The sequence below is a fragment of the Bacillus sp. FSL R7-0672 genome (assembly GCF_038601465.1).
GTDB classification, from domain to species: Bacteria; Bacillota; Bacilli; order Bacillales; family Bacillaceae; genus Bacillus; species Bacillus pumilus.
The window spans coordinates 2,474,749-2,493,479 of sequence record NZ_CP152010.1 but is presented as its reverse complement, the minus strand read 5'-3'; the positions used below and the strand labels follow the sequence as shown (position 1 = coordinate 2,493,479).

The window sequence follows — 18,731 nt, the reverse complement described above, 5'->3', positions numbered from 1 at the left end:
CTTCTTTTTTGCATGAAAACCTCTCGTTACTTGTGTTTACTAACCTTCGTTGGTAAACTGATAAAAAATATGCGCCCGAAAGGAAAGTAAGCATGAAACATGACAAGAAGAAAGATAATGTCATTTTGTTTCCTGGTCTGAAAGAAAGACTGATTGAAAAAGGAATGGCAGCATTAAAAGATAAACAGTATCAAGAGGCGCTTCACTTGTTTTCAGAAGCAAAATCTTATGATGACGATGAAGAATCCGATATTCATCTCGGTATGGCGATTTGTTTTCTGGAGCTGGGCGAGCTGCAGGATGCAAAACGTGTGTGTGAAAAGATGCTGAATGAGGGATATGGTCATTACTTCACCGTGCTTCAAGTGTATATGACAATCTTAATTCAGCTGAAAGAATATGAAGAAGTGAAGCAGACAATTGAGGCAGTACTTGAGGAAAACCACCTTCCAGCAGAAAGCGCAGAGCATTTTTACAAACTGCTCGAATTTAGTAGAAAAATGATCGAATCGCCTGAACAGATTTTAGATGAAGATGAGGAGGTCGGCAGTGAAATCAATATAGATGATATGCTCGAGCGGCCAGAAGAGCAGGTGCAGTTCATCCATTCGCTGAAAGACCGAAACATCACGCCGCACATGGGTCTATTAAATACGATCCTACAAAAGCCTGATGGAAACCCTTTGGTCAAATCATTGATTCTGCAGCTTCTGTCAGATCATGATGTGGCAAAGCCGGTTCATGTGACGAAATTCGGTGATTCTTTAACGCTTGTTCCTTCTGAGGCTGTTAAACCAGAGCAAATGCCGCTGCTTCAGCAAGTCCTTCGTAAGCTCGATGACACACTAGGCAATGAGAACCCAACCCTTTATCAAGGCGTGGAAGAGTTATGGCGCCGGCACTTATTTGTGCTATATCCGTTTCTTCCTAAATACACAGATCCGAATCTTTGGGCAGCAGCACTTCATAAAGTCGGCTATGAAATGCATGGGATCGAGATTGACCTCGAAGAATTGCATCTATTGTATGAATTTGATGAACGAGAGCTGAGAGAAGCTTGCACAATGCTGAAAGATATTGAAGAAATTTCTTATTTGTAATTTGTCGATTTAGTTGAAAGACGGACTTGTTATGTTATAATATAATGGTTGTATTTGTGCATATATCGTGCAGTTGTCGATTCCAATGGTTGAAAGACGATATGTATAATCAAGTCAAATGTTGTATACATAATACCGCTTCTTTAGCGGCGTGCGTGGTTTTTAATTGGACGAAGTCTTTATGATGCTTTAGAATGTAACAACGCACAATCTGAATAGATTTTTGGAGGGAAACACACATGTCAGTAAAATGGGAAAAACAAGAAGGTAACGAAGGCATCTTAACTGTAGAAGTTGATGCTGAAACATTTAACAAAGCACTTGATGATGCGTTTAAGAAAGTTGTCAAGCAAGTATCGATCCCTGGATTCCGTAAAGGGAAAGTACCACGTGGTCTTTTCGAACAGCGTTTTGGTGTAGAATCTCTTTATCAAGATGCATTAGATATTCTTCTTCCAGTTGAGTATCCAAAAGCAATCGACGAAGCTGGTATCGAGCCAGTTGACCGCCCTGAAATCGATGTTGAGAAAATCGAAAAAGGCGAAAGCTTAATCTTCACTGCAAAAGTAACAGTGAAGCCTGAAGTGAAACTTGGTGACTACAAAGGTCTTAACGTAGAAAAAGACGACGCTACTGTCACTGATGAAGATGTACAAGAAGAGTTAAAAGGCATGCAAAACCGTCAAGCTGAGCTTGTTGTCAAAGAAGAAGGCGCAATCGAAAACGGCGATACAGTTGTTCTTGATTTCGAAGGATTCGTTGATGGAGAAGCATTCGAAGGCGGAAAAGCTGAGAACTACTCTCTTGAAGTAGGTTCTAATTCATTCATCCCTGGTTTTGAAGAGCAGTTAGTTGGTCTTGAAACTGGAGCTGAAAAAGACGTAGAAGTCACTTTCCCAGAAGAATACCATGCTGAAGACCTTGCAGGTAAACCAGCTGTATTCAAAGTGAAAATTCACGAAATCAAAGCAAAAGAACTTCCAGCACTTGACGATGAGTTCGCGAAAGATGTTGATGAAGAAGTAGAAACTCTTGCTGAACTAACTGAAAAAACAAAGAAACGTCTTGAAGAAGCGAAAGAAAACGAAGCAGAAGGTAAACTTCGTGAAGAGCTAGTTGAGAAAGCTTCTGAAAATGCGGAAGTTGACATCCCACAAGCGATGGTTGACACAGAGCTAGACCGTATGATGAAAGAATTCGAACAACGCCTTCAAATGCAAGGAATGAACCTTGAGCTTTACTTCCAATTCTCAGGACAAGATGAAAATGCGCTGAAAGAGCAAATGAAAGAAGATGCTGCTAAACGCGTAAAATCTAACCTAACACTTGAAGCGATTGCTGCTGCAGAAAACTTACAAGTGTCTGATGAAGAAGTAGAAGAAGAGCTTTCAAAAATGGCTGAAGCATACAACATGCCAATTGAAAATATCAAACAAGCGATCGGATCTACTGACGCAATGAAAGAAGATTTAAAAGTTCGTAAAGCAATTGATTTTCTTGTAGAAAACCGTTAATATGGTGCATAATAATAAAACAGGGCGCGAGTGACTCGTGCCTTGTTTTGTACAATTTTTGACTTATCATCGCTTCTTTTGGAAACGATAGTGTAAGTCGCATCTTTCTGTTATACATATCTCGATGTGCAGTGTTAGAAACACATCATTACCGTCTTTTAGGAAAGTATGGTAAAATGCATACATACTGGACCCAGAAAGGTAGCTGACTGTTAGCTACAGGCAAGTGAAGAAGAATAAGGGGTGAAAGAATGTTTAAATTCAACGAGGAAAAAGGTCAATTAAAATGCTCGTTTTGCGGAAAAACGCAAGATCAAGTGCGTAAACTGGTCGCAGGACCTGGCGTATATATATGTGATGAATGTATCGAGCTTTGCACGGAAATAGTTGAAGAAGAGCTCGGCACTGAGGAAGAAGTTGAATTCAAGGATGTTCCGAAGCCTCATGAAGTTCGGGAGATTCTTGATGAATATGTCATCGGCCAAGAAAATGCGAAGAAATCCTTAGCTGTAGCGGTTTATAATCACTACAAACGGATCAATTCCAACAGCAAGATTGATGATGTTGAGCTTTCGAAAAGTAATATCTCTATGATTGGGCCAACAGGAAGCGGTAAAACATTACTTGCTCAAACGCTTGCTCGTATTTTAAATGTGCCATTTGCGATTGCAGATGCAACATCACTAACTGAAGCAGGTTATGTTGGTGAAGACGTAGAGAATATTTTACTAAAGCTGATCCAAGCAGCCGATTATGATGTAGAAAAAGCGGAAAAAGGCATTATCTACATCGATGAGATCGATAAAGTAGCAAGAAAATCAGAAAACCCTTCTATCACTCGTGATGTATCTGGGGAAGGTGTTCAGCAAGCACTATTGAAAATTCTTGAAGGAACTGTCGCTAGTGTACCGCCTCAAGGTGGACGTAAGCATCCTCATCAAGAATTCATTCAAATCGATACAACAAATATCCTCTTTATTTGTGGTGGAGCCTTTGACGGCATTGAGCAAATCATCAAACGCCGTCTTGGTCAAAAAGTCATTGGATTCGGTGCGGAAAATAAAATCGAAGATCTTGAAAAAGAAGTTCTTCTATCAAAAGTACTCCCAGAAGACTTGCTTCGCTTCGGTTTAATCCCAGAATTCATCGGTCGTCTACCGGTTATTGCAAGCCTAGAGCCGTTAGATGAAAAAGCACTTGTAGAGATCTTGACGAAGCCTAAAAATGCACTCGTTAAGCAGTATACAAAAATGCTTGAGCTTGATGATGTAGAGCTAGAATTTGAAGAAGATGCTCTTAGCGAAATTGCGAAAAAAGCAATTGAGCGTAAAACAGGAGCTCGTGGTCTACGTTCAATTATTGAAGGCATCATGCTTGATGTGATGTTTGACCTTCCATCACGTGATGATATTGAAAAATGTGTCATCACTGGTGCAACAGTTGCTGATGGCGAGTCGCCGCGTCTTGTGTTAAAGGACGGCACAGTTGTCAATAAAGATACGAAAACATCTGCATAAGAGTAGTCTCACTCCTGAATCTTTTTGATTCAGGAGTTTTTTATTTATCGATGAAGTGGTGTTTATTCCGTCCAGCTCTAGGAAATACTAGCAGACAGAAACCAATACATACGAAAGATGAAGGAGGGAGCACCGATTGAGCTGGACAGGAATCGTATTATTCATACAGCTGTTCTTTGGTATCGTCATCGGGCTGTACTTTTGGAACTTACTGCAAAATCAGCGCACACAAAAGGTGACGATAGACAAAGAGTCAAAGAAAGAAATGGAAGCACTCAGAAAGATGCGATCAATCAAGCTGAGTGAACCTTTATCAGAGAGAGTCCGGCCAAAGGGGTTTCAGGATATTGTGGGGCAGGAAGACGGCATTCGTGCACTAAAAGCGGCACTATGCGGGCCGAACCCACAGCATGTCATCGTCTACGGACCACCGGGAGTCGGTAAAACAGCCGCTGCCCGTCTTGTGATGGAAGAAGCAAAGCGCCACGCTGATTCACCGTTTAAAAAAGATGCGGTCTTTGTAGAGCTCGATGCCACAACCGCGAGATTCGATGAACGAGGCATTGCAGACCCGCTTATTGGTTCCGTGCATGACCCAATTTACCAAGGGGCTGGAGCAATGGGGCAAGCAGGCATTCCGCAGCCAAAACAAGGAGCCGTCACACATGCTCATGGCGGGGTTCTGTTTATCGATGAAATTGGCGAGCTGCATCCGATTCAAATGAACAAAATGCTCAAAGTGCTGGAAGATCGGAAAGTCTTTTTAGACAGTGCCTACTACAGTGAAGAAAATACCCAAATCCCGAATCACATTCATGATATTTTCCAAAATGGACTTCCGGCTGATTTTCGATTGATTGGTGCCACGACAAGAACACCTGACGAAATTCCACCAGCGATCCGGTCAAGATGTCTGGAAATTTTCTTTAAAGACCTTGACCAGCATGAACTGAAAATCGTCGCTGCCAAGGCTGTCCAAAAAATTCAAAAGGAATTAAGTGATGAAGGGCTTAACCTGTTAACCTCCTATGTGAAAAATGGACGTGAAGCCGTCAACATGGTGCAGATTGCCGCTGGCATGGCGGTCACGGAAAACCGAAAAGACATCACAATCGAAGATGTAGAATGGGTCATTCATTCGAGCCAGTTGACACCAAGATATGAACAAAAAGTACCGGAAAAGCCAAAAGTGGGGGTAGTCAATGGACTGGCCGTTTATGGACCAAACAGCGGTGCCTTGCTTGAGATTGAAGTGAACATCTGTAAGGCGCTTGAAAAAGGCAGTATCAACATTACAGGCATTGCAGAAGAAGAAAGTATTGGCAATCAATCGAAATCCATTAGACGAAAAAGTATGGCCAAAGGGTCAGTCGAAAATGTATTAACTGTGCTACGAAATTTAGGTATTCGGACAAATGAATATGACATCCATATTAATTTTCCAGGCGGTGCCCCTATTGATGGGCCGTCTGCTGGGATTGCCATGGCGACCGCAATCTTCTCAGCCATACATCAAATCCCGATTGATCACCTAACAGCCATGACGGGTGAAATCGGATTGCAAGGTCAGGTGAAGCCGATCGGTGGTGTGATACCGAAGATTAAGGCAGCGAAGCAGGCTGGTGCCACAACCGTCATTATTCCTTATGACAACCAACAGTCAATCTTAAAAGAGATTGAAGGGGTCACCATTGTGCCTGTGAAGCACTTCCAAGAAGTGCTGGATCAGTGTCTGGTTAACCCGCCAGACGAGAAGAAAGATGGACTAGAAGACGAAATGAAAAGAAAATCTGTTTAATCCCCATCACATATGGGGATTTTTTAGTGAAATAGATCTTTTTTTCTTTTTCAAGATAAAAAGAAAGGGTATACTACGGTAAGATCAACATTTCTTAAGTCTTTTACATTGTACAAGACTGAAACAGGTATATTATAATGATTCATACTAGTGACGGAGGTGTCAATCAACATGGCAGATGAAATCAAAAAGAATGTTCCGCTCCTTCCATTGCGAGGTTTGCTTGTTTATCCAACAATGGTCTTGCATTTGGACGTTGGACGCGAAAAGTCTGTTCAAGCATTAGAACAGGCGATGATGAACGATCATATGATTTTTCTAGCAACACAGCGGGAAATTTCAATAGATGAACCAGGTGAAGAGGAAATTTTCAAAGTCGGCACCTACACAAAAATTAAACAAATGCTGAAGCTGCCAAATGGAACGATTCGTGTACTCGTTGAAGGCTTAAATCGAGCACAGATCGAATCATATGTCGAGCTCGAGGACTATACGTCTGTCGACATTAAAGAATTGGCAGAAGAAGAATTAAAGGACGCAGAAGCAGAAGCACTCATGCGTACATTGTTAGATCACTTTGATCAATACATAAAAATTTCAAAAAAAATCTCAGCTGAAACATATGCAACAGTGACGGATATTGAGGAACCGGGGAGAATGGCAGATATCGTTGCTTCTCACCTGCCGCTCAAACTAAAGGACAAACAAGAAGTACTGGAAACAGTGGATGTCAAAAAACGGCTGAACCGGGTCATCAGCTTAATTCACAATGAAAAAGAAGTACTCGAGATTGAAAAGAAAATCGGGCAGCGCGTGAAACGTTCAATGGAACGGACGCAAAAAGAATATTATTTACGTGAACAAATGAAAGCCATTCAAAAGGAGCTTGGAGACAAAGAAGGGAAAACTGGCGAAGTCAGTTCTTTAATGTCTAAAATCGAAGAGTCGAGCATGCCGGATTCTGTTCGTGAAACGGCGCTCAAAGAATTGAACCGTTATGAAAAAATTCCTTCAAGCTCTGCTGAGAGCTCTGTGATTCGAAATTATATTGATTGGCTGATCGGTCTCCCGTGGGGCATCTATACAGAAGATCGTCTAGATTTAAAGCTTGCAAGTGAAATTTTAGATGATGAGCATCACGGGCTGGAAAAGGTAAAAGAACGGGTGCTTGAATATCTTGCTGTACAGAAGCTGACCAATTCATTAAAAGGACCGATTCTTTGCTTAGCAGGACCTCCTGGAGTAGGGAAAACATCACTTGCCAAATCGATTGCCAAATCACTTGACCGAAAGTTTATCCGTATCTCCCTTGGCGGTGTGCGTGATGAATCCGAGATTCGTGGACATAGAAGAACGTATGTAGGTGCGATGCCAGGCCGCATCATTCGCGGAATGAGCAAGGCAGGAACGATGAATCCGGTCTTCCTTTTAGATGAAATTGATAAAATGTCCTCTGATTTTAGAGGTGATCCATCTTCTGCGATGCTCGAAGTCTTAGACCCAGAGCAAAATCATAACTTTAGCGATCACTATATTGAAGAAACATTTGATTTGTCTCAAGTGTTATTTATTGCCACTGCCAACAATTTAGCAACCATTCCAGGTCCACTTCGTGATAGAATGGAGATTATCACGATTGCAGGGTATACAGAGGTTGAAAAAGCAGAAATTGTGAAAGATCATCTTCTGCCGAAGCAGCTAAAAGAGCACGGATTAAAGAAAGGGAACTTGCAGCTTCGTGAAGCAGCGATTTATGATACGATTCGCTATTACACAAGAGAAGCTGGTGTTCGTGGATTAGAGCGTCAGCTTGCGGCGATATGCCGTAAAGCGGCAAGAGCGATTGTGGCTGAAGACCGCAAACGCATCACGGTGACAGAAAAGAACTTATCTGAATTTCTCGGAAAAAGACTTTACCGTTATGGTCAGGCTGAAACGACAGACCAAGTGGGAGTTGTCACAGGACTTGCGTATACCACTGTTGGCGGAGACACCTTGTCAATTGAGGTATCACTTTCTCCGGGTAAAGGCAAGCTGTTGTTAACAGGTAAGCTTGGTGATGTCATGAGAGAATCTGCACAGGCGGCATTCAGTTATATTCGTTCCAAAGCAGATGAACTGAACATTGATCCTAATTTTAATGAAAAGCATGATATTCATATCCATGTTCCAGAGGGTGCGGTTCCAAAGGACGGGCCATCAGCTGGTATCACCATTGCGACGGCTCTTGTATCAGCCCTCACAGGACGACCTGTGTCAAAAGAGATTGGTATGACAGGAGAGATTACGTTAAGAGGAAGAGTGCTTCCAATTGGCGGACTAAAAGAAAAAGCATTAGGCGCACATCGCGCAGGACTGAAAACCATTATTCTTCCAAAGGACAATGAGAAGGATATTGATGATATTCCTGAAAGTGTGAGAGAAGGACTAACCTTTATTCCGGTCTCGCATTTAGATGAGGTGCTTGAGAAAGCGTTGGTAGGAGAGGGAAGATGAAAGTAACAAAATCAGATATCGTCATCAGTGCGGTAAAACCAGAGCAGTACCCGAGCGGGGGACTGCCTGAAATCGCTCTTGCTGGACGATCAAATGTTGGGAAGTCCTCGTTCATCAACTCATTGATTAATCGTAAAAATTTAGCGCGTACGTCTTCTAAACCAGGTAAGACTCAAACGCTTAATTTCTACATCATCAATGATATGCTCCATTTTGTGGACGTTCCAGGTTACGGCTTTGCTAAAGTATCAAAGACAGAGCGTGAAGCCTGGGGTAGAATGATCGAAACGTATATTACAATGCGTGAAGAATTAAAAGCAGTCGTCCAAATTGTGGACCTGCGTCATAAGCCATCAGTAGATGATGTGAACATGTATGAATTCCTGAAATATTACGGAGTTCCTGTGATCGTCATCGCAACAAAGGCGGACAAAATTCCAAAAGGCAAATGGGAAAAGCATGCGAAAGTCGTCAAACAGACACTCGACATTGCCCCATCAGATGAACTAGTCCTATTCTCTTCTGAAACAAAAAAGGGAAAAGACGAAGCCTGGAATGCCATCCTTGCGAAGATTAATAACTAAAAAAAGGCATCTGTCATAAGCAGATGCCTTTTTATTGTATAAGTTATTTCCTTTTTAAAAATAATAAGAGGAGACTGACAGCAATCAGTACATAAGGCCAGTACAATTCAAAACCGGAAGTAGGGATCGAAAGGGAACTTAGCTGTTTTGTAATTTGCTGAAAGAAATAAAGGAACAGACCGAGTGCAATGAGAACAACACTTTCAATACGATATTCTTTTTTCTGAGATGATTTCACAAAAAGAGCAAGTCCAACGATGAATACGATCATCGTAAATGTGTCTGGCCAGTAGTCCAATTTTGGCTGAAGAATAAAGTGTAGCGAAAGGCCCGTCATCAGCATACCGATAAACACATGAGCGCTTTCTTGCTCCTTCTTTCCTTGATATAAGAAAGCAAGGCCAAAAAGCAGTACGAGTGTATACCATTTCTCTTGATCCTTCCAAATGTCAAATTGACCTCCTGAGAGAATGGCATATAGCGCTACAGCCAGCAAAGTGAGCGGTAGCAAAATGGATTTCTTCTTCAAAGATGTCACCTTCTTTTAAGCAGATCATTTGTCCGCACGCGCCAAATCTGGTAAATTGCTTGAAGTGATGATATGGCATAATGAGTGTCGAACATTTTTCTACTATATCACAACATTTTTGAAATCTGTTCACAATTTTCATCCAGTTAAAAATGAATATATGTTATAATCACTATAAATAATAAATTCTATATTGTAATTATTATAAATTAGACAGGGCGTTGGGGGTGCAAGCTGAAGTTATGCATATTCTTGTTGTGGGTTTAGATTATAAAACAGCCCCTGTTGAGATACGGGAACAGCTGAGCTTTGAACCGAGCGAGCTCGGAACAGCGATGTCCAAGCTTAAAGAAGAAAAAAGCATTCTAGAGAATATCGTCATCTCAACATGTAATCGAACAGAGATCTACGCAGTGGTAGATCAGCTTCATACTGGACGGTTTTATATAAAAAGATTTTTAGCTGATTGGTTCGGTTTAGAAAAGGAAGATGTCTCGCCATATTTGAAGTTCTATGAAAATGATGGAGCGGTCGAGCATTTATTCCGTGTGGCCTGTGGACTTGATTCCATGGTGATTGGCGAAACACAAATACTTGGTCAAGTGCGCTCTAGCTTTAAAGTAGCTCAAGAGGAGAAGACCATTGGTACCGTTTTCAATTATTTATTCAAACAGGCGGTCACCGTTGCAAAACGCTCTCATGCGGAAACAGACATTGCGTCTAATGCCGTGTCTGTCAGCTATGCGGCTGTCGAGCTTGCGAAAAAAATCTTTGGACGTCTTTCTGATAAACATGTCCTGATTCTTGGTGCGGGTAAAATGGGCGAACTAGCGGCTCAAAACCTTCAAGGTCAAGGGATTGGTCAAGTAACGGTTATCAATCGAACGTATGAGAAAGCAAAAGAATTGGCGGGCCGTTTTTCAGGAGAGCCTAAAAGCTTAAACCAATTGGAAAAAACATTATCCGAAGCTGACATTTTAATTAGTTCCACTGGTGCGAAACAATTTGTCATTACAAAAGAAATGGTCGAAAGTGCGAATAAAAAGCGGAAGGGCAGACCTCTATTTATGGTGGATATTGCTGTCCCTCGTGATTTAGATCCAGCCATTTCTGAAGTAGAAGGTGCTTTTTTGTATGACATTGATGACCTTGAGGGCATCGTGGCAGCTAACTTAAAAGAGCGTCGTGCGGTGGCTGAGCAGGTTGAGCTCCTCATTGAAGCAGAAATTGTGGAATTTAAGCAATGGCTGAATACGCTTGGTGTGGTTCCTGTCATTTCTGCACTTAGAGAAAAGGCGCTGACGATTCAAGCGGATACGATGCAGAGTATTGAGCGAAAGCTTCCGAATCTCACACATCGTGAAATGAAGCTATTAAATAAACATACGAAAAGCATTATCAATCAAATGCTGAAAGATCCTATCTTAAAGGCAAAAGAAATTGCCGCGGAGCCGAATGCAGAAGAAAAACTTTTACTGTTCAAAGAAATCTTTGATTTACAGGTTGAAGATGAAGAGCAAAAGGTGGAGCCGATGCAGGTGGAGCAAGGATCATTTCAGCTGTTTAAACCAAATATGGCACAAGGCTTTGCTACAGTTGCCAGTGAGTGATTAAGCGATGATGGAATCCATTGTAGCGAGACTAGGCGAAGCGACGACCTTGATCTATGCACTAAGTGTCTTGTTCTATTTCATAGATTTTCTTCAACACAACCGGAAGGCTGGAAAAATGGCTTTCTGGTTGCTTTCTATTGTCTGGCTGCTGCAAACAGTCTACATGTTCTATATTATGATGGAAACAGACCGATTCCCTGTGTTGAATGTAGCAGAGGGGTTATATTTTTATACGTGGGTGCTTGTGACACTTTCACTTGTTCTCACAAAAATATTGCGTGTTGAATTTATCGTCTTTTTTACAAATGTCATCGGTTTTTCCTTGATGGCGATTCACACCTTTACACCATCTGATCTCCACTCAGCAGAACTAACTGGGAAGCTGACGAGTGAATTGCTTGTGATTCATATTACGATGGCGATTTTATCATACGGTGCCTTTTCACTTTCATTTGCTTTCTCTCTACTCTATCTCTTTCAATATCGTTTGCTGAAAAAGAAAAAATGGGGAAAATGGCTTCTGAGAATTGAAGATTTATCGAAGCTTGATCATATGGCATACGTATTAAACATTATTGGCGTGCCGATGCTCTTACTTAGTTTGATTCTTGGCATCATTTGGGCATATATTTCGTATGATACGTTGTACTGGACAGATACAAAGGTGCTGGGTTCGTTTATTATGCTGTTTTTATATGGTGTTTACTTATATATCAGATTGGTGAGAAATATGCAGGGCAAAGTCGTGGCACTGTGGAATGTCGGTTCATTCTTTGTGCTGATGATCAATTATTTTCTGCTTGGTAGCTTATCAACCTTTCATTGGTTTCAATAAATAATGATGAGTCTTAAGGGCATTGTCGGGAGGAAGACGAATTGCGTACAATTAAAGTAGGTTCTAGAAGAAGTAAGCTTGCAATTACACAAACAAAATGGGTCATTCAAAAGCTGTCTGAACTAAACCCTTCTTATTCTTTTGAAATAAAAGAGATTGTGACAAAGGGTGATCAAATTTTAGATGTGACCTTATCAAAGGTTGGCGGAAAAGGACTGTTTGTCAAAGAAATTGAACAGGCGATGCTGAATCACGACATCGATATGGCAGTTCACAGTATGAAGGATATGCCGGCTGCTCTTCCTGAAGGGTTAGTCATTGGCTGTATTCCTGAGCGTGAAGATGTAAGGGACGCTCTAATTTCGAAGGATCATCTGCGTCTTCATGAGCTGCCGAAGGGTGCTATTGTGGGAACGAGCAGCTTACGGCGCAGTGCCCAGCTTCTTCAGGAAAGACCAGATCTGAACATTAAATGGATTCGAGGAAACATTGATACACGATTGGAAAAGCTGAAAAATGAAGAATATGATGCCATTATTCTAGCGGCTGCCGGTCTGTCCAGAATGGGATGGAGCAAAGAGGTCGTGTCTGAATTTTTATCTCCTGAGACTTGCCTGCCCGCAGTTGGTCAAGGCGCTTTGGCAATTGAGTGCCGCGGAGATGATGAAGAGCTATTGCAGCTTCTCGCTCAATTTACGAATGAATACACAAAGAAAACGGTTCTCGCAGAAAGAGCCTACCTTAAACAAATGGATGGCAGCTGTCAGGTGCCGATCGCTGGCTATGCAACGATGAATGAGCGTGATGAAATTGAACTGACGGGTCTTGTGGCATCTGCTGACGGACACACGATTATTCGAGAAACTGTATCAGGCACTGACCCTGAAGCAATTGGAACAGCATGTGCGAAGCAGATGGCTGATAAGGGAGCAAAGGATTTAATCGACAAGGTGAAAAAGGATCTGTCCTCCCAATGACCATAGGGCAATCGCTTCACGGACAGACGGTGCTTGTCACTCGAAATGAACGTCAAGCGGGTGTGTTTCAGCAGAAGATTGAAGAGCTGAACGGCCATGCTGTTTTAACCTCTCTTATTCGATTTGAGCCTACGCTCACAAATGAAAAAGCGCAGGCCTTTTTAAAGGACTTAGAAAATAGCCAATGGCTTGTTTTCACGAGTGTAAATGGCGCGTCTTTTTTTCTGAGCTACATAGAAGACCATCATTTACATAAGAGTTTATCCCATTTGAAAGTGGCTGCGGTAGGTGAGAAAACCTCTGCCTATCTTGAGCAGCACGGCTTGAAGGTGGATGTAGTACCAGAACGATTCATAGCGGAAGAGCTCGCAGATGCGCTGCTTGACCATGTGCGTCTGGGAGAGCGTGTGTTTGTAGCAAAAGGACACCTGTCTCGAGATGTCGTGAAGAAAACGCTTGTTCCACTTGGCATAGAAGTAAAGGAATGGATTTTATATGAAACGGTCAAGGATGAGGAAGGGATTGCCGCTCTCAAAACAGCAATGACGAAGCAATCATTTGATTTTATTACATTTACGAGCTCATCCACTGTCCATTCATTTATGCATGCCATGGAGGCAGATGCAGCGAAGCTGGCTGCTTCTGACACCTGTTTTGTGACGATCGGTCCTCTGACAAAAGAGGCGCTGCTTCAATACGGGATTTCTTCTGAAACCCCAGATACTTATACGATAGACGGAATGCTTGAATTGATGTGCCGTTTATCTGAAAGGAAGTTGAACCAATGATGAAATTTAACAGACACCGCAGACTGCGGACAAGTGCAGGAATGAGAGAATTAGTCAGAGAAACCTTTTTAAGACCATCTGATTTCATTTATCCGATCTTTTTTGTAGAGGGAGAAAATGTCCGAAAAGAAGTCCCTTCAATGCCGGGTGTTTATCACATTTCAGTGGACCTTGTAAAAGAAGAAGTCCAAGAGCTTGTCGACCTAGGCATCAAATCAATTATTGTATTTGGTGTTCCAGATCATAAAGACCATGTGGGCAGTGAGGCGTATCACGATCATGGCATTGTGCAAAGAGCGACGCTTGAGATCAAAAAGCATTTCCCAGAGCTTGTGGTTATTGCAGACACTTGCTTATGCCAATATACAGATCATGGACATTGCGGGATTGTTGAAGATGGTGAAATTTTAAATGATGAATCTCTTCAGCTTTTAGCGAAAACAGCTGTTAGCCAAGCGCGCGCAGGTGCAGATATCATTGCTCCTTCAAATATGATGGATGGATTTGTTGTGGCCATTCGTGAGGCGCTTGATGAAGCTGGCTTTATTCATGTACCTGTCATGTCATATGCTGTGAAATATGCAAGTGCGTTTTACGGTCCGTTTCGTGACGCAGCGCATAGCACACCGCAGTTTGGAGATCGTAAAACATACCAAATGGACCCTGCAAACCGTTTAGAGGCACTAAGAGAAGCGCAGTCTGACGTAGAAGAGGGAGCTGACTTCCTCATTGTGAAACCATCTCTTTCTTATTTAGATATTATGCGTGATGTCAAAAATGAATTTACACTCCCAGTTGTTGCATACAATGTGAGCGGAGAATATGCAATGGTCAAAGCCGCTGCTCAAAATGGGTGGATTTCTGAAAAAGAGCTTGTTCTTGAAATGCTGACAAGCATGAAACGTGCAGGAGCAGAACTCATCATTACGTATCATGCAAAAGATGCAGCAAAATGGCTCTCAGAATAAAGAACGGATAGACAGGAGGACGTTGAAATGGGACGTAGCTATGAAAAATCAAAGCAAGCATTTGAAGAAGCGCAGCATTTAATGCCTGGCGGTGTCAACAGCCCTGTGCGTGCATTTAAATCAGTGAACACAGACCCGATTTTTATGGAGCGAGGCAAAGGCGCCAAAATCTATGATATTGATGGAAATGAATACATCGATTATGTCTTATCATGGGGACCACTTATTTTAGGGCATACGAATGACCGTGTGGTTGAAAGCATTCAGCGAGTGGCAGAAAAGGGGACAAGCTTTGGTGCTTCCACATTAGTTGAAAATGAATTAGCTAAGCTTGTATCAGAGCGGGTACCTTCTATCGAAGTCATTCGTATGGTCAGCTCTGGTACAGAGGCAACTATGAGTGCGCTTCGTCTAGCTCGTGGCTTTACAGGCAGAAATAAAATTGTGAAATTTGAAGGCTGCTATCATGGCCACGGCGATTCCTTGCTCATTAAAGCAGGTTCAGGCGTCGCAACGCTTGGGCTTCCAGATAGCCCAGGTGTACCTGAAGGGACTGCAAGCAATACGATCACAGTGCCTTACAATGATTTAGAAAGCATTCAAGTTGCATTTCAGGAGTTTGGAGACGATATTGCAGGTGTCATTGTCGAGCCGGTTGCAGGAAATATGGGGGTTGTCCCTCCGCAAGACGGTTTCTTACAAGGGCTGAGAGACATCACAGAGCAATACGGAGCTTTACTCATTTTTGATGAGGTCATGACCGGCTTCCGTGTGGACTATCACTGCGCGCAAGGTTATTTTGGCATCACACCTGATCTGACGTGTCTTGGTAAAGTGATTGGTGGCGGCCTCCCGGTTGGCGCTTATGGCGGAAGAGCGGATATTATGAGACAAATTGCGCCAAGCGGTCCAATTTATCAAGCAGGAACGTTATCTGGTAACCCACTTGCGATGACAGCAGGCTTAGAAACCTTAAAACAGCTGACACCTGAGTCTTATGAAGAGTTTAGACGAAAAGGAGACCGGCTGGAAGAAGGCATTTCAAACGCGGCGAAAACACACGGAATTCCATTAACGTTTAACCGTGCGGGTTCGATGATTGGATTCTTCTTTACAAATGAAGAAGTGGTCAATTATGACAAAGCCAAAACAGCTGATCTCGCTTTATTTGCTGAATTTTACAAGGAAATGGCCGACCACGGCATCTTCCTTCCCCCTTCTCAATTCGAAGGACTATTCCTGTCAACAGCTCACACAGATGAAGACATCGAATATACGATTGAGACAGTGGAAAAAGTATTTCAAAAACTACGTCGATAAACGAAAGCTGATATGGAGACATATCGGCTTTTGATCATGACACAAGGCTTGTTTTCAGCCTTGTGTCTTCTTTTCGGCGTGAATTGAAAACCTTTGAAGTCTAGGAAGGTCGAGCACAGGAGCGAATTGATATTCGTGAGCACCTGCGCACAGGACTGACAACGAATGCGAGGGTTTGACTACACGCTGCGCCGATATGGAGACATATCGGCTTTTTTGTGTTGCTGAAAACCAATCATATTTTCACTGCCTCTCACATACATCTGTATTGACATCTAATTTTATTTTGAAGGATTAGATGAAAGGAGGACACCGACTTGTCTCAAAACAATCGATTACAGTTTTCAGTAGAAGAATCAATCTATTTCAAAAGCGGACAGGAAGTCAGTGAGCTGCTGTCTATTTCTCTCGATCCTGACATTCTCGTTCAAGAAGTGAATGATTATGTTTCGATTAGAGGTTCACTCGAGCTAACAGGAGAATACAACATAAATCAAGAGGAGCTATTGGGTGAATTGAGTTCCTATGCATCATACAGAGAAGCTGATGAGGTGAAGGTCAGAGAAGACGGGACGGCGGAGCTTCTGCATCAATTCCCAGTCGATATCACTATTCCTAAAAACAAAATCAGTCATTTAAATGATGTGTTTGTGTTTATTGATGCGTTTGATTACCAGCTGACAGAAAATCGTTTGCTGACCATTCAAGCTGATCTAGCGATTGAGGGTCTTTTAGACGAGGAAACGCCTCAAGCGCCTGTAGAGGAGCCGTATGAATTTGTTCATCGTTCTGAAGAAGAATATGGCGACGTGACCTACGATTATCAGCTGCAGCCAGAAGATGAAGAGCAAGAAGAGCTACAAAACTATGAACGTGAGATTGATGAGGATCAGGCTGTATTACAGCATGACACGCGCACCGAAGAAGAAAAGCAGGAAGAAGAAATTGAGATAGAGCTGGTGAGTAGGGAAGAAGAAACCGAAGAACTGGAAGAATCGGAAGAACGGGAGGAAACGGAGAGCCAAGAAGAAGTGGCGCTTGGTTATCGCTCCTTACCTGAAGCTCAGGTGCAAGAACCACCATTTTTTGAACCGCCTAAGCTCTTAGAAGAAGAGAAACGGGAGGATACATTCTTTGAGGTGGAAGTGAGAAAAGATCCCGAAGCAGCTGAAGAGCTGGAAGAAACGGTTCAGCCGTATCCAGTATTTGAATCACCCGCTTATCACGTGGAAGAGGAAGAGGCGCAAGATGATACGTACCAGCTCGGACGGTTATATGAACGAGAAGCACCAAAAGTATATGAGTCAGCTCAAGAAGAAGAGGAGTTTGAAGAAGACGTGAGAGAAACGTCTGGCAGTGAAAACTCTCTTTATTTAACAAAGCTGTTTGCTAAGCAGGAGGAGGAAGATTTTTCTCGCATGAAAATATGTATAGTTCAGCAAGAAGATACGGTCGATCGTATTTGTGAGAGATATCAGTTGAATGTGCAGCAGCTCCTTCGCACAAACTCATTATCGATGGATGCGGAGCTTGAAGAAGGGCAGATTCTTTATATTCCTGAATATCAAAAAAGCAATGCCTAACAAGAGATGACCGATCAAGAAAATGTGGTGAGTGAACGTGGATGAGATCCAATCTGTCCTATATGAATACGGGCTTGAGGCGGAATACATTGAACCTGTCAGTCCTGCTGTCGTCAAAGTGTATACAAAGCAGGGCGTATTTGCCTTAAAGCGAGTAAAAGCCAGTCGACATATGCAGTTTACAGAGCAAATGCTTGAACTAGAATCAAAGGGCTATCGCTCTTTTGTGCCGATTTATCGGACGAAGAGCGGTTCTTTTTTCTCAAGTCATCGTGAAAGCCAGTACGCATACTATCTCATGCCTTGGCTGACGAATGAAAAGAGAGAAGAGCAGGACGATAAACATGAATATTTATTTCAAGAGATTGCAAGACTTCATAAGCGGACTGAAGTGATGATGGATATCACAGAGCAAGAGATCGAAGCGCACTACACACAAATCAGAACCAAATGGGAAACAGAGAAAGACATGTATGAACGATTCATAGAGCGGGCAGAGCAGACTTGGTATATGTCGCCATTTGAACTGGCTGCTGCGATGTATTTTTCAGAGGCGATGTCTGCCAGCGAATTTGCCCTTGAACGACTAGAAGATTGGCATGAAGAAATGAAAGATAAAGAAACAACTCGTGTTGTGTTAAATCATGGGCAACTGTCGATTCATCACTTTTTGTATAATGATGTGGGTACAGGACATTTCACCAATTTTGAGCGGTCTAAAAAAGCCGCCCCCATTTATGACCTTCTGACCTTTTACTTTCGGACATTCAAAACCTATCCCACGTCTTGTCCTGAATGCACTTCCTTGTTTTATACGTACCAAAAAGGAAATCCTCTTCGGGAGGAAGAGCTTCATTTGTTTCTTAGTTACCTTGCTTATCCGCAAGGTCTGTTTGATACAGTTAAAACCTATGAAGCAGGCGGGCAGGATGAGATGGAAAGCTGCCAACAGCTGTTAAGAGCGTATTGGCAGATGAAAAACTCAGAGCCGACCGTCATGAAAATTCACGAGATTGAGCAGGCTAGACGGCTTGAAGAAGAACAAAGTGCCTCGTCATCAGCGGAATGACGAGGTTATTTTGTGTTCATATTGGCCGGTACATAAGCGC

At 42.5% G+C, this 18,731-nt stretch carries 15 protein-coding genes; 14 read left to right on the top strand and 1 reads right to left on the bottom strand.

Annotated elements, in window-relative coordinates; translation table 11 throughout:
- The first annotated feature begins 92 nt into the window (after window positions 1–92).
- From ddcA to yihA, 6 genes are all read left to right on the top strand, one after another.
- Entirely contained in the window at window positions 93–1,100 is a 1,008-nt protein-coding gene (gene ddcA, locus MKY18_RS12620; RefSeq protein WP_106065700.1) for a DNA damage checkpoint antagonist DdcA, read from the top strand.
- A gap of 239 nt (window positions 1,101–1,339) precedes the next feature.
- Entirely contained in the window at window positions 1,340–2,614 is a 1,275-nt protein-coding gene (gene tig, locus MKY18_RS12615; protein WP_003216748.1) for a trigger factor, read from the top strand.
- A 251-nt stretch (window positions 2,615–2,865) separates the two neighbouring features.
- Entirely contained in the window at window positions 2,866–4,131 is a 1,266-nt protein-coding gene (clpX, locus tag MKY18_RS12610) for an ATP-dependent protease ATP-binding subunit ClpX (RefSeq protein ID WP_044139984.1), read from the top strand.
- A 136-nt stretch (window positions 4,132–4,267) separates the two neighbouring features.
- Window positions 4,268–5,929, top strand: a complete 1,662-nt coding sequence (gene lonB / locus MKY18_RS12605; protein WP_342497530.1) for an ATP-dependent protease LonB — start codon at window positions 4,268–4,270, stop codon at window positions 5,927–5,929.
- Window positions 5,930–6,100: 171 nt separating this feature from the next.
- On the top strand, window positions 6,101–8,425 hold the full coding sequence (lon, locus tag MKY18_RS12600) for an endopeptidase La (protein WP_217012260.1): 2,325 nt from the start codon (window positions 6,101–6,103) through the stop codon (window positions 8,423–8,425).
- Window positions 8,422–9,009, top strand: a complete 588-nt coding sequence (gene yihA, locus MKY18_RS12595) for a ribosome biogenesis GTP-binding protein YihA/YsxC (RefSeq protein WP_003216344.1) — start codon at window positions 8,422–8,424, stop codon at window positions 9,007–9,009. The genes lon and yihA overlap by 4 nt, the downstream gene beginning before the upstream one ends.
- A 43-nt stretch (window positions 9,010–9,052) precedes the next feature.
- Here the strand turns inward: yihA and MKY18_RS12590 are convergent, their stop codons facing one another.
- Window positions 9,053–9,538, bottom strand: coding sequence for a hypothetical protein (locus MKY18_RS12590; RefSeq protein ID WP_044139987.1), 486 nt, complete (start codon window positions 9,536–9,538; stop codon window positions 9,053–9,055).
- A 242-nt stretch (window positions 9,539–9,780) separates the two neighbouring features.
- Between MKY18_RS12590 and hemA the strand changes: the two genes are divergently transcribed.
- The 8 genes from hemA to ysxE all read left to right on the top strand — a co-directional run bounded on the left by hemA (window position 9,781) and on the right by ysxE (window position 18,691).
- Window positions 9,781–11,148 carry a glutamyl-tRNA reductase gene (gene hemA, locus MKY18_RS12585; protein WP_003216303.1) on the top strand — a complete coding sequence of 456 codons (1,368 nt, stop codon included), beginning with the start codon at window positions 9,781–9,783 and terminating at the stop codon, window positions 11,146–11,148.
- 7 nt (window positions 11,149–11,155) lie between these two features.
- Complete coding sequence (locus tag MKY18_RS12580; RefSeq protein WP_044139988.1) at window positions 11,156–11,986, top strand: cytochrome c biogenesis protein; 831 nt, start codon at window positions 11,156–11,158, stop codon at window positions 11,984–11,986.
- 41 nt (window positions 11,987–12,027) lie between these two features.
- On the top strand, window positions 12,028–12,963 hold the full coding sequence (hemC, locus tag MKY18_RS12575; protein ID WP_126740777.1) for a hydroxymethylbilane synthase: 936 nt from the start codon (window positions 12,028–12,030) through the stop codon (window positions 12,961–12,963).
- Window positions 12,960–13,751 (top strand): uroporphyrinogen-III synthase, encoded by a 792-nt coding sequence (locus tag MKY18_RS12570; protein WP_065098537.1) that lies wholly within the window; start codon window positions 12,960–12,962, stop codon window positions 13,749–13,751. Before hemC ends, MKY18_RS12570 begins: the two co-directional genes overlap by 4 nt.
- Window positions 13,748–14,719, top strand: coding sequence for a porphobilinogen synthase (hemB, locus tag MKY18_RS12565; protein ID WP_034661673.1), 972 nt, complete (start codon window positions 13,748–13,750; stop codon window positions 14,717–14,719). The genes MKY18_RS12570 and hemB overlap by 4 nt, the downstream gene beginning before the upstream one ends.
- Before the next feature lie 27 nt (window positions 14,720–14,746).
- Complete coding sequence (gene hemL, locus MKY18_RS12560; RefSeq protein WP_044139991.1) at window positions 14,747–16,039, top strand: glutamate-1-semialdehyde 2,1-aminomutase; 1,293 nt, start codon at window positions 14,747–14,749, stop codon at window positions 16,037–16,039.
- Between the two features lie 317 nt (window positions 16,040–16,356).
- On the top strand, window positions 16,357–17,622 hold the full coding sequence (locus MKY18_RS12555; RefSeq protein WP_113767504.1) for a LysM peptidoglycan-binding domain-containing protein: 1,266 nt from the start codon (window positions 16,357–16,359) through the stop codon (window positions 17,620–17,622).
- Window positions 17,623–17,659: 37 nt separating this feature from the next.
- Window positions 17,660–18,691 (top strand): spore coat protein YsxE, encoded by a 1,032-nt coding sequence (ysxE, locus tag MKY18_RS12550; RefSeq protein WP_217012258.1) that lies wholly within the window; start codon window positions 17,660–17,662, stop codon window positions 18,689–18,691.
- The last annotated feature ends 40 nt before the right edge of the window (window positions 18,692–18,731 follow it).

Bases quoted from the DNA above. Each gene is read 5' to 3' on its own strand.
- ddcA (WP_106065700.1), top strand. From the start codon at position 93: ATGAAACATGACAAGAAGAAAGATAATGTCATTTTGTTTCCTGGTCTG.
- tig (WP_003216748.1), top strand. From the start codon at position 1,340: ATGTCAGTAAAATGGGAAAAACAAGAAGGTAACGAAGGCATCTTAACT.
- clpX (WP_044139984.1), top strand. From the start codon at position 2,866: ATGTTTAAATTCAACGAGGAAAAAGGTCAATTAAAATGCTCGTTTTGC.
- lon (WP_217012260.1), top strand. From the start codon at position 6,101: ATGGCAGATGAAATCAAAAAGAATGTTCCGCTCCTTCCATTGCGAGGT.
- yihA (WP_003216344.1), top strand. From the start codon at position 8,422: ATGAAAGTAACAAAATCAGATATCGTCATCAGTGCGGTAAAACCAGAG.
- hemA (WP_003216303.1), top strand. From the start codon at position 9,781: ATGCATATTCTTGTTGTGGGTTTAGATTATAAAACAGCCCCTGTTGAG.
- MKY18_RS12580 (WP_044139988.1), top strand. From the start codon at position 11,156: ATGATGGAATCCATTGTAGCGAGACTAGGCGAAGCGACGACCTTGATC.
- MKY18_RS12570 (WP_065098537.1), top strand. From the start codon at position 12,960: ATGACCATAGGGCAATCGCTTCACGGACAGACGGTGCTTGTCACTCGA.
- hemB (WP_034661673.1), top strand. From the start codon at position 13,748: ATGATGAAATTTAACAGACACCGCAGACTGCGGACAAGTGCAGGAATG.
- hemL (WP_044139991.1), top strand. From the start codon at position 14,747: ATGGGACGTAGCTATGAAAAATCAAAGCAAGCATTTGAAGAAGCGCAG.